We start from the raw sequence: 13,212 nt of genomic DNA on the forward strand, positions 1-13,212 counted from the left end.
CCATGGCAACAGCAGCCAACCTCCCTCCCGCCATTGCGGAGGAATCCGCCCTGGGAGCCGAGAAGGTGGACTCCGCCAGGGGCAGGCGGGGCCCCCGTAGCAACCGGGAAGGCCGGGCCAGGCTGTCCGTCCCCCTCACCGTGCTCATGTGGGTCATCGCGGCAATCTACGCACTGCCGCTGCTCTGGTTCCTCCTCAGCTCCTTCAAGCCGGGCAGCGAACTGTTCAGCTACCCGCTGTCCATGATTCCGCGGGAATGGACCTTCCAGGGCTTCGTGGATGCCTGGGAACGGGTGGACTTCGCGCAGTACTTCCTGAACACGGCAACGGTGGCCATCGTCACCACGGTGCTCACAGTGTTCTTCAGCGCCTGCACGGGCTACGCGCTGGCCAAGTACAACAACAAGGGCACCAGGCTGTTCTTCGTGTGCATCCTGGCCACCACCATGCTGCCCACCGAGGTGATCCTGAACCCCACGTTCACGGTGATCCGCGATCTGGGCCTCTACAACTCGCTGGCCGGCATCATCGTGCCGTCCGTCCTCACCGCCACGGGCGTGTTCATGTTCCGGCAGTTCTTCCTCACGGTCCCGGATGACCTGCTGCACTCGGCCCGGATCGACGGCGCCAGCGAACTGGCCATCTTCTTCCGGATCATGCTGCCGCTCTCACGGCCCATCCTGTTCACGCTCGCCATTTTCTCGTTCCAGTGGCGGTGGAACGACTACATCTGGCCGCTGATCGTCCTCAACGATCCCAAGTGGTACACGCTCCAGGTGGCACTGCGCAGCATCGTGGGCGCAGAAAACATCGACTGGCCGGTGCTGCTGGGCGCCTCGGTGATCTCCATCCTGCCGCTGGTCCTGGTGTTCTTTGTCTTCCAGAAATACGTGCTCAACGCCGACGTCAGCGCGGGCCTGAAGGACTAGCATCCTGCCCCGAAGCGCTATTACGCCAGCCTGCGCCGGGACAGGACCCCGGGCAGACCCATGAAAGGCAACATCTTGCAGACAGCTTCCGTGGACGCAGCGTTCCTCAACCGTGTGGGGGAGGCGGCGGACCAGTCCGTGCAGGCCCTACTGGAAACGCACGACGCCGACGTGGCGGCCCTGGCGCACCGGCCTGCCATGGGCAGGCTGCTGGCGATGGTGACGGTCATCACCGAGCCCGGCTCCCGCTTTTACGGTGCCCGCTTCGACGGCGCTGGCGGGCTGCGGGAGCCGATGTCCAGTTGCCTTGACCGGCTGGAACAGCTCCAGGGCTCCACCGGCCTGTTCGACGGCACCAACCTGTGCTCCCCGCCGGACTCGGCCTTCACGCTCAATGACGTGTGCCTTGCGCTGGGCCTGCTCCGGGCCCTGGACACCCCGCCGGACCCGGTGCTGGCGGAGGTGGACGCAAGGCTCAGCGGCATTGTCTCCCGGGCCACGAATGCCATGGTTGCGGGCGGGGTCCACACGCCCAACCACCGGTGGGAGCTGTGCGCGGCGCTGGCGCAGATGGACCGGCTGCAGCCGCGGCCGGGCATTGCGGAGAGGATCTCGGAGTGGCTGGCGGAGGGGATCGACCAGCTGCCGGACGGGATGTACTCCGAGCGCAGTCCGCTGTATGCCACCGCCGTCACCAATCCGTCCCTGCTGGCCATCGCGGACAGTTCGGGACGGCCGGAACTGCTGGACCACGTCCGCCGGAACCTTACCGCGTTCCTGCCGTGGTTCAGCCCGGACGGCAGCGTGGAGTCGGTGTTCTCGCGCCGCCAGGACCAGTGGATGACCTTCGACGCCGCCCCTTTCCTGCACCTGTACCGGCGGATGGCCAACCAGGACGGCCGGGAGGACTTCGCCGCCGCGGCCACCTGGCTGGAGGGGCTGCCCCTGCATGAGCCGGCCAAGCTGCTGGCGCTGGCCCGGCTGGATCCCTGGCTGCGGGAGGCGCTGCCCGGACGCACCCCGGCAGAAGGCGCGCCGCCGTCGTCGGACATTTCATTCCACGCCGCCATGGCACCCGCGGGCGCTGCGCTGGAGAGCTGCGGCGTGTACCGGTTCCGGGGTGCCGGAACGGTGGCTACGGTGTTTGGCGGCTGCGACGCCCTGGAGCCTGGTGTGGTGTCCGGGCTTGCCACGAATCCCACCTTCCTCCGGTTTGCGCACGGCGCGGCGGTGCTCACGGACGTGAGGTTGTCGCGCAGCTTCTTTGACCTGGGGCCCTTCCGCAGCCAGCACACGGAGGCGCGCGGGAATGCCGTGACCCTGTCCGAGGAGCTGGAGGCCAACTTCTACCTGCCCCTGCCTCCGCAGAAGCGGCGGGCGGACGGCATCTACACGCTGGAGCACGAGGGCCGCTTCAGCGCGGGCATGGACTTCGGCAGCCGGCCCACCGTGGTCCACCGGCTTGCCACGGACATTGCCGTGCAGGCTGACGGCGGACAGGCGGTGCTGGACGTCAGTTTCGACGGCGCGGACACGGCCTTCGCCCTTGAGCTGACGTTCCGGCCGGGCGGAACGCTCGACGGCGTTGTCCCCCTGGGCGGGACCGGCGCCTTCCAGCTGGTGGAGGGGATGGGCCGCTACGGGGTGGGCGGGGACGCCATCGAGTTCGGACCCGGTTTGCCTGCCGGCCCGGACACTCCGGCTGCCTACAACCCCGGTGAAAGCTACCGGTACCTGGCCGGAACCAACGCGTCCGGAGGCGTGAAGGTGTACATCACCGGGCGCACCCGCGGCAGCCACCGGTTCACGCTGCGCGCCGTGCCCCGGAGTTCCTAGGGCTGGATCTGCTGGAGCTGTTCGAAGACTTCCGGCGGGATGGCGTAGATGAACACCACGGCCAGCAGGTTCTTTGCGGCGTGCACAAAGTAGGCGAACATCAGGTTCTTCCCGGTCCACACGTAGACGAACACCAGCGTGGCGCCCATGGCCAGGTAGGGAAGCATCGCGGTGAAGGTGACCGCTTCCTGGCCCACGATGTGAAGGGCCGCGAACAGCACCACGGACAGGGCGCAGCAGATCCAGATGTTCACCCGCCGGCTCAGCTTGCCGATCAGCAGGTGGCGGAAGATGTATTCCTCCACGAACGGTCCCACCACCACCAGCAGCGGGACCATCAGCCAGGCCGGGATCTGCTGGGCCAGTTCCTGCAGTCCCGCCTGGTTCTGTGACGTCTGGGCCTCGCCGCTCAGGGCTACCACCACGGCGGTCAGGATCATCATGGCAATCACCGCGGCCGGAACCATCAGCAGCGTGAACCACGGCCGGGTGGCCAGGACCTTTACGTCGCGGCCCACCACCTTCCTGGCCGCGAGGAATGCGAGTATGCCCACGGAGGCATAGAAAAGCAGGTTGACCGCGTAGGAGGCGGCCGCCGGGCTGGGAGTTATCTGTCGCAGGAAGGGAGCCAGCAGCTCACCGGCCACGGCAAAAAACCCGGCGATGGCCACATAGGTGATGAGGGTGGCGAAATCCAACGGCTTGAAGCGGTACAGCTCCGGCTGCGCTGCGGGTGGTATTCGGTGGGCGGTAGCCATAGCTTCAGCCTAGCCTCCAACTGGGTAGCGCTAAGTGTCGTTCTGGAGCCTTGGGGGGTGGGGTGGAAGCGTTGCTGGCCGAAACGTGCGTCCCGTAGAATCTTCGGTATGCCTAAATTTATGTTTCGGTGCGCCAAAGTAGCCGCCCGGACCCGCCCCGGGCGGACGGTGCGTTTCCGCGCCGCAGCCGTGGCCGCCGTCGTGCTTTCCCTCTTGCTGACCTCCTGCGGCGGGGGAGCTTCAGGCAACGGAGACGGCAAGCCCGTGGTCCTGACCACCTTCACCGTGCTGGCGGACATCGCCCGGAATGTTGCGGGGGACAAGCTCACGGTCGAGTCCATCACCAAGGCCGGCGCTGAGATCCACGGCTATGACCCCACGCCGGGCGACATCCGGAAGGCCTCAAAAGCCGACCTCATCCTGGACAACGGACTCAACCTGGAGGCATGGTTCGGGCAGTTCGTTGAGGGGCTGGACGTGCCGCATGCCGTGGTCAGCGAGGGCGTGGAGGTGATGTCCATCAGCGAGGACTCATACCAGGGCAAACCCAATCCGCACGCGTGGATGTCGCCGGTGAACGTGCAGACCTACGTGGACAACATGGTCCGGGCGTTCAGCGAACTGGACCCGGACAATGCGGCCGCCTTCGCCGCGAACGGGGATGCCTACAAGGCCGAACTCCAGGCTGTGCAGGACCAGATGACCTCCAGCCTGGCCGGCGTCCCGGAGAACCAGCGGGCCCTGGTCACGTGTGAGGGCGCCTTCTCCTACCTGGCCCGCGACGCCGGGCTGAAGGAGGTCTACATCTGGGCTGTCAATGCCGAGCAGCAGGCCACTCCGCAGCAGATCACCCGGGCCATCGAGTACGTCAAAACCAACAATGTCCCCGCGGTGTTCTGCGAATCCACCGTGTCCGATGCTCCCATGCAGCAGGTGGTGGAAGCCACGGGCGCCAGCTTTGGCGGCACGCTCTACGTGGACTCACTCTCGGAAGCGGACGGGCCGGTCCCCACCTACCTTGACCTGATCCGGCACGACGCCGAGGTCATTACCAGCGCCCTCACCGCCGGAGCAGGGTCATGAGCACCCCGGCCATCGCCGTCGAGAATGTCACGGTGCATTATGGCGAAGTCCTGGCCCTCGATGCTGCCTCCCTGACGGTGGACCCGGCACGGATCTGCGGCCTGGTGGGCATGAACGGCTCCGGGAAGTCCACCCTGTTCAAGGTGATCATGGGAATGGTCAAGCCCGACGCCGGCACGGTGCGGATTGGAGGGCAGCCGCCTTCGAAGGCACGCCGGGAAGGGGGGATCGGCTACGTTCCGCAAAGCGAGGAAGTGGACTGGCAGTTCCCGCTGTCCGTGCGCGACGTGGTGATGATGGGCCGGTACGGCCACCAGGGGTTCACCCGCCGGGCGTCCAAGGCCGACCGCGCCGCCGTTGACGAGGCACTGGACCGGGTGGAGCTCGGGGATTACGCCGGCAGGCAGATCGGCCAGCTGTCCGGCGGCCAGAAGAAGCGTGCGTTCGTGGCCCGCGGCATCGCCCAGGGCGCCACCATCATGCTGCTGGACGAGCCCTTCGCGGGTGTGGACAAGCGGTCCGAGGCCACCATCACCCGCCTGCTGCGCGAGCTCGCCTCGGACGGCTGCACCATCCTGGTGTCCACCCACGATCTCCATGCCCTCCCGCAGCTGTGCGACGAAGCCGTGCTGCTGATGCACAAGGTCCTCATGCATGGCCCGCCGGAGCGGGTGCTGCAGCCGGAAAACCTCGCCATGGCGTTCGGCCTGGACGTGCTCAACCGGAAGGAAGCGGGCTGACGATGGAACTCCTCCTCGAACCCCTCAGCTATGACTTCATGGTCCGGGCCATCGTCACCACCGCGCTCGCCGCCGTCGTCTGCGCAGTGCTCAGCTGCTGGCTGGTCCTGATCGGCTGGTCCCTGATGGGTGACGCCGTCTCGCATGCCGTCCTGCCCGGCGTTGTGCTGGCGTACATCGTGGGTGCCCCCTTCGCGCTGGGGGCGCTGGTGTTCGCACTGATTGCCGTGACCCTGATCGGAGTGGTCCGCAACACCAGCCGGGTCAAGGAGGACGCCGCAATCGGCATCGTGTTCTCCTCCTTGTTTGCCCTGGGCCTGGTGCTGATTTCCGTCACGCCCAGCCAAACGGACCTGAACCACATCATCTTCGGCAACCTGCTGGGCGTGAGCATCCCGGACCTCATCCAGGTCCTGGTGCTGGGCGTTGTGGCGTTCGCCATCCTGATCCTCAAGCGGCGGGACCTTACCCTCTACGCCTTCGACCCCACCCACGCGCACGCCATCGGGCTGTCGCCCCAAAGGCTGGGGGCGCTGCTGTTGGGCCTGCTTGCCCTGACTTCCGTGGTGGCGCTGCAGACCGTGGGCGTGGTGCTGGTGGTGGCCATGCTGATCATTCCCGGTGCCACGGCCTACCTGCTGACGGACCGGTTCTCCCGGATGCTGGTCATCGCACCGGTGGTCTCGGCAGTCTGCTCCATCGCCGGCATCTACCTCAGCTATTACCTGGACACAGCCTCCGGCGCCATGGTGGTGCTCACGCAGGGTGTGGTCTTCGCCGTCGTCTACCTCTTCAGCCCGCGGCAGGGACTGATCGGGACCCGGCTGGCGAAGGCGCGGCGCAGGAAGGCCGCCGCGCTCGCCGCTGCCTGACCCGGCTTTCCGCTTGACTCGGCCACCCGCGGCGGGCAGGCTGGAGCGATGAAGTCCTAGCCAGCAGCCGGCCATGCCGGGCTGCCTTCCCCAATCCAGGGCCGCCGTTGGGACCGGAAAAATCCGGTCCACCCCGCGGCCACACTGCGGAACTTTGCGAGGACTTCCATTGACTGAACACCTGACCCTTTCCGGCGTCTCTCACGGCTATGGCGACCGCCTGCTGCTGGACGGCATCACCCTGGCCATCACCCCCGGCGAACACGTGGCCGTCGTCGGCGAAAACGGTGCCGGCAAATCCACCCTGCTGCGGCTCCTTTCAGGCCTTGAAACCCCGGACGAAGGCACGGCGGCAATCCAGGGCCGGGTGGGCTACCTCGCCCAGACCCATGGCCTGCCGGAAACCTTCACCGTGGGTGCCGCCGTCGACGCTTCCCTGGCCGCCCTGCGTGCCATCGAAGCGGAGCTTGACCGGCTGGAGGCAGGGCTGGCTGACGCCGGCGACGACGAGCTGGAAACCTACGGCAGGCTCCAGACGGAATATCAACTGCGGGAAGGCTACGCAGCCGAGTCCCGGGTGGAGGCTGCGCTGGACCGGCTGGGCCTGGGCGGCCTGGACCGGAACCGGGTGCTGGGATCGCTGTCCGGCGGGGAGCAGGAACGTGTGGCCTTGGCGTGTGTCCTGGCCGATCCCGCGGACATCCTGCTCCTGGACGAGCCCACCAACCACCTGGACGCCCGCGGAACGGCCTGGCTGGAGGACCGGCTGGCCGCCCACAGCGGCACCGTGGTGGTGGTGTCCCATGACCGGGTGCTCCTCCGCAAGGTGGCCAGCACCATCATCGAAGTGGATGCCGAGCGCCGCGCCGTGACCCGCTACGGCAACGGCTACGACGGCTACCTCCGGGAGAAGGCAGCCGAACGCGCGCGCTGGGTCCAGCAGTACCACACCTGGATTGATGCGATGGAGTCCGAAAAGCGGCAGGCAGAGACCGTTGCCGGGACCATGGGGTACGGACGCAAGCGCGACGGCGACAAGATGGGCTTTGACTTCAAGGCAGGCACCTGGCAGAAAGCTGCCAGCAGCCAGGTCCGGAACGCCCAGGAACGCCTGCGCCGGCTCGAAGCCAGCCCCGTGGACCGGCCGCCGGTACCCCTGCGGCTGAACGTCGATCTCGCCGCGGACCCGGGTGTTGTGGCGTCTCCGGCCGCGGACCCGGGTGTTGGGCCTTCCGGGTCTGCGCAGGACGGCGCGCCGGTGCTGGCTGTGCACGGGGTGTGCGTGCCCGGCCGGCTGGGAACCACCGACTTCCAGGCGGGTCCCGGCGAGAAGGTCCTGATCACCGGGCCCAACGGCGCGGGCAAATCGACGCTGCTCTCCGTCCTTGCCGGAACCCTGGACCCGGCTGCCGGCTCTGTCACGCGGCCCGGACGCGTCGGCTACCTGCAGCAGGAACTGGAGCTGCCGCAACGGCCATCCCTGCGCCTGCTGCCGGCCTTCGCCGCGGGCCTCGGCGGCAACATCGACGAGCATGCCGAGGCCCTCCTCCGCCTCGGCCTCTTCCGAACCAGCGAGTTCCACGTGCCCGTGGGCAGCCTGTCCGCCGGCCAGCAGCGAAGGCTGGCCCTGGCACGGCTGCTGCTGGGCGGCTACGGCACCCTGGTCGTGGACGAACCCACCAACCACCTGGCACCAGTGCTGGTGGAACAGCTGGAGGCGGCGCTCGCAGGCTTCACCGGGACCCTGGTGATGGTCAGCCACGACCGTGCCCTGCGGGAATGGTTCGCTGCCCGCGCGCGGCGGAGCCGTGGTGAGGCCGGCCCGGAAGGCACCCGGGCCGGGCACACCGCCGTCGGACGCTGGACCCGGTATTCCATGGACAAGGGCGTGCTCGCGCCGGTCTAGGGGCAGGCCCGGGAACCGGTGAGGTTTGCGTTAAGCAGTCTTTACCGAGGGATCGGCAGGCGGAAACATCGGCGGCGGAAGATAGGGCCATGCCCGTCGTTCCGCCGGCCGAAAGGATCTGCCCGTGATCACCAGGAACCTTTTCATGCAGGGCATCTACCACTTCCAGGGTGTGGGGATGGAGAAACCCGTGCCCCTGCACAGCGAGCTCTCGCACTATGTCCCGGACGGCGTCGTCAACCAGGCGCTGTACTTCCGCGGCGGCAACTCCAGCGGCGAACTGATCGCCGTGGTGCTGATGCGCAACGGGGTGCCCATGCGGTATTTCCCCATCGGCGCCAAGGGTGACGTCCACGTCCCGCTGCGCGTTGTGGAGGACATCGAAGGCGGCTCGGCCATCGAGCTCCACCTGGCCGCGCCCGAGGGCGTCAACGGCACCGTGGTGATCGACCTGGGCATGGTGGAGCACTGATGACCAGCGTGGCCGAACGGGCCCAATCCCGGCCGGACGGCCGGGCACGCAGCCGGGACAGCCGCCGGCGCCTGGTGGTCATCGGGAACGGGATGGCAGGAGCCCGCGCCGTGGAGGAGATCCTGGCCAGGGGCGGTGCGGAGCAGTTCAGCATCACCATGTTCGGGGACGAACCCTACGGCAACTACAACCGGATCATGCTCAGCCATGTCCTCTCCGGGGAGGAAAGCGATGCGGACATCTTCCTCAACCCGTTGTCCTGGTATGAGGACAACGGCATCACACTCCACGCGGGGGTCCGGGCGGACAGGATCGACCGGTTCGCCAAACACGTGTTTTCCAGCGACGGCAGGGTGACGCCCTACGACACCCTGGTCATCGCCACGGGCAGCCGCCCGCACCTGCCCCCGATGGACGGCCTTTACACGCCCGGCGGTTCGGTGAAGCCGGGTGTCTTCGGCTTCCGCACCATCGATGACACCCGCAAGATGGCCGAGCACGCCCGGCATGACCATCACCGGCATGCCGTGGTGATCGGCGGGGGCCTGCTGGGGCTGGAGGCCGCCGCCGGGCTGCGCAGCTTCGGGCTGGGGGTGGATGTGGTCCACTCGGGCGGCCACCTCATGAGTGCGCAGATGGGGCCCGACGGCGGTGCGGTGCTCCGCCGGAGCGTTGAGGCCCTGGGCATCGGGGTACTGACGGGCAGCCGGACCACAGCCGTGCTGGGCAGGGACAGGGTGACCGGCGTCAGCCTCCGCGACCGGCCGGACATCGACTGCGACATGGTGGTGGTGGCGGCCGGGATCCGTCCCAACGTGGACCTGGCGGTCCTCAGCGGACTGCCGGTGGAGCGGGCCATCGTGGTGGATGACCGGCTCCGCGTGCAGGATGAGGACCACATCTACGCCGTGGGGGAGTGCGTCCAGCACCGCGGTGAGGTGTACGGGCTGGTGGCACCGCTGTGGGAGCAGGCGGTGGTGCTGGCAAACCACGTGACCGGCGCAGATACCAGCGCCGCGTACCTGGGTTCGCGGACCGCCACCAAGCTCAAGGTGGCAGGAGTCGAGGTCGCCTCCATGGGCCTGCAGGGGCCGGAGCTCGACACCGACGAGCACATCGTCTTCTCCGAACCCAGCCGCGGGGTCTTCAAGTCCATCGTGGTCCGCGACAACAAGATGGTGGGCGCCACCCTCCTGGGCGACAGCCGCAAGGTGGCGTTCCTGACCCAGGCCTACGACCGCGGCCTCCCCCTGCCCGAGGAGCGGCTTGGCCTCATGTTCGATCTCGGGACGCCCGGGGAGGACGTGGGCGTCGCGGAACTGGATGATGACGCCCAGGTCTGCAACTGCAACGGTGTCAGCAAGAAGGACCTGGCCGCAGCCGTGAGGGGCGGCTGCGCCTCGGTGTCCGGGGCCATGGATGCCACCCGGGCCGGGAAGGGCTGCGGCTCGTGCAAGCTCCTGGTGAAACAGGTAGTGGAGTGGGCGGCGGACGGGGCCGTGGAGGAGGATCCTGCCGCCACCTACTACGTACCGGGCATCCCCCTGGACAAAGCCGCATTGATGGCAGAGATCCGGAAACGCGGGCTCCGGTCCGTTTCGGCCGTGTTCCACGCGCTGGCCCCGGGCGGCGCCGAGGACGCGAAGTCCAAAATGGGCCTGGCGTCCCTGCTCAAGATGATGCTCGCGGACCAGTACGTCGACGAACGCGATGCCCGCTTCATTAACGACCGCGTGCACGCCAACATCCAGCGGGACGGCACGTTCTCCGTGGTGCCCCAGATGAAGGGCGGCGTCACGTCCGTGCAGCAGCTGCGCCGGATCGCGGACGTGGCCGAGAAGTACAACGTGCCCCTGATCAAGCTCACCGGCGGCCAGCGGATCGACCTGCTGGGCATCCCCAAGGAGGACCTGCCGCAGGTCTGGGCCGATCTGGACATGCCGTCCGGGTACGCCTACGGCAAGAGCTTCCGCACCGTGAAGACCTGTGTTGGGAAGGACTTCTGCCGTTACGGGACGGGGGACTCCACCAAGCTGGGCGTCGAGATCGAATCCCGGTTCCAGGGCATCGAGTCGCCGGCCAAGCTGAAGCTGGCAGTCTCCGGCTGCCCCCGCAACTGCGCGGAATCACTGGTGAAGGACGTGGGCGTGGTGGCTGTGGAAGGCGGCCGCTGGGAAATCTACGTCGGGGGAGCGGCTGGCGCCCACATCCGCAAGGGCGACCTCCTGGCCACCGTTGACAGCCCGGAAGAGGTGAAGGTCCTGACCGGCCGTTTCATGCAGTACTACCGCGAACACGCCAACTGGCTGGAACGGACCTACGCCTTTGTGCCCCGGGTAGGCATCGAGCATCTCCGCGCGGTGATTGTCGAGGACGCGGAGGGGATTGCGGCGCAGCTGGATGCCGCGATGCAGGCGTCCGTGGACAGCTACGTGGATCCATGGAGCGAACGCGTGGATCCGCTGACGCCCGGCCAGTTCAGGACGTCCCTGCCGCTGACGGTCCTTCCGCAGGTGCCGGTCCGATGAGCGCCACCGGTGCGGCCGCAGCGTCCCACATCCTCGGCCCCGTGGACCAGGTTCCGTTGGGGGAAGGAAGGGCATTTGCGGTGGACGGCGAACAGGTGGCCGTCTTCCGGCTGCGCGACGGAACCGTGCGGGCGCTCGCGGCAGTCTGCCCGCACCGGGGCGGTCCCATCGCGGACGGCACCATCGACCGCCAGCAGGTGATCTGCCCGCTGCACCAGCACGCGTTCGACCTCACCAGCGGCTGCTCAACCACCGGCGCCGAACCGCTGCAGGCCTACCGCGTGAGCGTGGACGGTGAGCAGAACCTTGTGTTGGAGACGGGTGGGGTGTAGTGCGGGTCACGTAGCACCCCGGTGGGTCTTGTAGGATAGACGAGCCGCGCGAAGCTTCGGCGCCACAAGAGATTCCGCTCACATTCGGATGCCCAGAAGGCATTAATCCGAATTTGTGGGCGGAATCATGCGTGTTCCGGATGCGGCCAACCCCCCAACCCACAAGGAACAGTTGTGCCTCAAAGTACCCCCACAGATCTCCAGAACCCCACGGCACCATCCGCCGCCGTCGACCCCACCCTCAGCGCCGAGGGTTACAGCAAGACGCTGGGCAGGCGCCACGTCACCATGATCGCCATGGGCGGCGCCATCGGCGTCGGCCTTTTCATGGGCGCCGGCGGACGCCTGGCCTCCACCGGCCCCGCCCTGATCTTCTCCTACGCCATTGCCGGCGTCATCGCCTACCTGCTCATGCGGGCACTCGGCGAGCTCATCATGTACCGCCAGACCTCGGGTTCGTTCGTGAGCTACGCCGGTGAAATGTTCGGCAAGAAGGGCGCGTTCCTGTCCGGCTGGATGTACTTCATCAATTGGGGCATGACCGGCATCGCCGAGCTGATCGCCATCGGACTGTACTTCCAGTTCTTCTTCCCCAATGTTCCCGTGGAAGCTTCCGCCATCGCCGCGCTGGCCCTGCTGGTGGCCGTCAACCTGCTGAGCGTCAAGGCGTTCGGCGAGTTCGAGTTCTGGGCCTCCTGCCTTAAGGTGGGCGCCATCCTGACGTTCCTGGTGGTGGGCACGTTCATGGTGGTCACCAACGCCCAGGTGGGCGACGGCAACGCCTCGGTGGCCAACCTGTTCGCGGCCGAGGGCGGCATGTTCCCCAAGGGTGCCCTGGTGATGGTGCTGGTGCTCAACGCCGTGATCTTCGCCTACAACGGCATCGAACTGGTGGGCATCACAGCCGGCGAGATGCAGAACCCGCAGCGCGAAGTCCCCAAGGCGATCCGCGCCGTCGTCCTGCGCATCGTGGTGTTCTACGTCGGTTCCGTGACCCTGCTCGCCATGCTGCTGCCGTCCGACCAGTACGTTGCCGGCACCTCGCCGTTCGTTACTGTGTTCGGCCAGATGGGCCTCGCGTGGGTGGGCGACGTGATGAACATGATCGTGATCACCGCGGCGCTGTCATCCTGCAACTCGGGCCTGTACTCGATCGGCCGCGTCTTCCGCACCATGGCCAACAACGGCCACGCCCCGCAGTGGCTCACCCGGATGTCCCGCCGCCACGTTCCGTACGCGGCCATCCTGGCCATCGCGGCGTTCTACCTGGTGGGCATCCTGCTGAACATCTGGCTGGGCGGCTCGCACGCCTTCGACCTCGCCCTGAACACGGCCTCCATCGGCGTGATCTTCACCTGGGGTGCCATTTTCGCCAGCCAGATCGCGCTGCGCCACAAGAAGGGCGTCACCTCCAGCCTGCCGATGCCCGGCTCCCCGTGGACCAGCTGGGCCGGCCTGGTCTCGCTGCTGGTTATCACGGTACTGATCGGCTTCGACACCATGACCAGCAAGACCGGTGAGGTGTTCCACCTGGGCCTGTGGACCCTGGCCACCATCCCGTTCTTCGCGCTGCTCCTGTGGCTGGGCTGGCAGAAGGTCAAGGCCAACGAACCGAAGCACGCGCTCTACAACTAGCGCCCAGAGCATGACGAAACGACGGCGGGAAGCCCCTTGGGAGGGTAGTCCCGCCGTCGGCGTTTCCCGGGTCTTCCTGCCCCCGCCCCCGCCGCCCGCCCTGCCCCCGCCCCCGCCGCCG

At 67.5% G+C, this 13,212-nt stretch carries 11 protein-coding genes; 10 read left to right on the plus strand and 1 reads right to left on the minus strand.

Features of this window, described 5'->3' with window-relative positions; all coding sequences use genetic code 11:
• Window positions 1–2: 2 nt before the first annotated feature.
• Both IEX43_RS16250 and IEX43_RS16255 read left to right on the plus strand, forming a co-directional pair.
• Window positions 3–929 carry a carbohydrate ABC transporter permease gene (locus IEX43_RS16250; protein WP_188812636.1) on the plus strand — a complete coding sequence of 309 codons (927 nt, stop codon included), beginning with the start codon at window positions 3–5 and terminating at the stop codon, window positions 927–929.
• Window positions 930–1,004: 75 nt separating this feature from the next.
• Window positions 1,005–2,765 carry a hypothetical protein gene (locus IEX43_RS16255; RefSeq protein ID WP_188812638.1) on the plus strand — a complete coding sequence of 587 codons (1,761 nt, stop codon included), beginning with the start codon at window positions 1,005–1,007 and terminating at the stop codon, window positions 2,763–2,765.
• Here the strand turns inward: IEX43_RS16255 and IEX43_RS16260 are convergent.
• Window positions 2,762–3,523, minus strand: coding sequence for a CPBP family intramembrane glutamic endopeptidase (locus IEX43_RS16260; protein WP_188812639.1), 762 nt, complete (start codon window positions 3,521–3,523; stop codon window positions 2,762–2,764). The two genes, IEX43_RS16255 and IEX43_RS16260, sit on opposite strands and share 4 nt — an antisense overlap.
• Window positions 3,524–3,631: 108 nt before the next feature.
• Between IEX43_RS16260 and IEX43_RS16265 the strand changes: the two genes are divergently transcribed.
• From IEX43_RS16265 to IEX43_RS16300, 8 genes are all read left to right on the plus strand, one after another.
• Window positions 3,632–4,606 (plus strand): metal ABC transporter substrate-binding protein, encoded by a 975-nt coding sequence (locus tag IEX43_RS16265; RefSeq protein WP_229666502.1) that lies wholly within the window; start codon window positions 3,632–3,634, stop codon window positions 4,604–4,606.
• Window positions 4,603–5,346: a metal ABC transporter ATP-binding protein gene (locus tag IEX43_RS16270; RefSeq protein ID WP_188812641.1), complete on the plus strand. Its 744-nt coding sequence runs from the start codon at window positions 4,603–4,605 to the stop codon at window positions 5,344–5,346. The genes IEX43_RS16265 and IEX43_RS16270 overlap by 4 nt, the downstream gene beginning before the upstream one ends.
• 2 nt (window positions 5,347–5,348) lie before the next feature.
• Entirely contained in the window at window positions 5,349–6,218 is an 870-nt protein-coding gene (locus tag IEX43_RS16275) for a metal ABC transporter permease (protein ID WP_188812644.1), read from the plus strand.
• A gap of 169 nt (window positions 6,219–6,387) precedes the next feature.
• Window positions 6,388–8,124: an ABC-F family ATP-binding cassette domain-containing protein gene (locus IEX43_RS16280; RefSeq protein WP_188812646.1), complete on the plus strand. Its 1,737-nt coding sequence runs from the start codon at window positions 6,388–6,390 to the stop codon at window positions 8,122–8,124.
• A 124-nt stretch (window positions 8,125–8,248) separates the two neighbouring features.
• Entirely contained in the window at window positions 8,249–8,596 is a 348-nt protein-coding gene (locus IEX43_RS16285; RefSeq protein WP_188812648.1) for a molybdopterin oxidoreductase, read from the plus strand.
• Window positions 8,596–11,124 (plus strand): nitrite reductase large subunit NirB, encoded by a 2,529-nt coding sequence (gene nirB / locus IEX43_RS16290; protein WP_188812650.1) that lies wholly within the window; start codon window positions 8,596–8,598, stop codon window positions 11,122–11,124. The genes IEX43_RS16285 and nirB overlap by 1 nt, the downstream gene beginning before the upstream one ends.
• Entirely contained in the window at window positions 11,121–11,456 is a 336-nt protein-coding gene (locus IEX43_RS16295) for a Rieske (2Fe-2S) protein (RefSeq protein WP_104184636.1), read from the plus strand. Before nirB ends, IEX43_RS16295 begins: the two co-directional genes overlap by 4 nt.
• 174 nt (window positions 11,457–11,630) lie before the next feature.
• Window positions 11,631–13,091: an amino acid permease gene (locus tag IEX43_RS16300; protein ID WP_188812653.1), complete on the plus strand. Its 1,461-nt coding sequence runs from the start codon at window positions 11,631–11,633 to the stop codon at window positions 13,089–13,091.
• The last annotated feature ends 121 nt before the right edge of the window (window positions 13,092–13,212 follow it).

This window comes from Pseudarthrobacter polychromogenes (genome assembly GCF_014644495.1).
In the GTDB taxonomy this organism is placed as follows: domain Bacteria; phylum Actinomycetota; class Actinomycetes; order Actinomycetales; family Micrococcaceae; genus Arthrobacter; species Arthrobacter polychromogenes.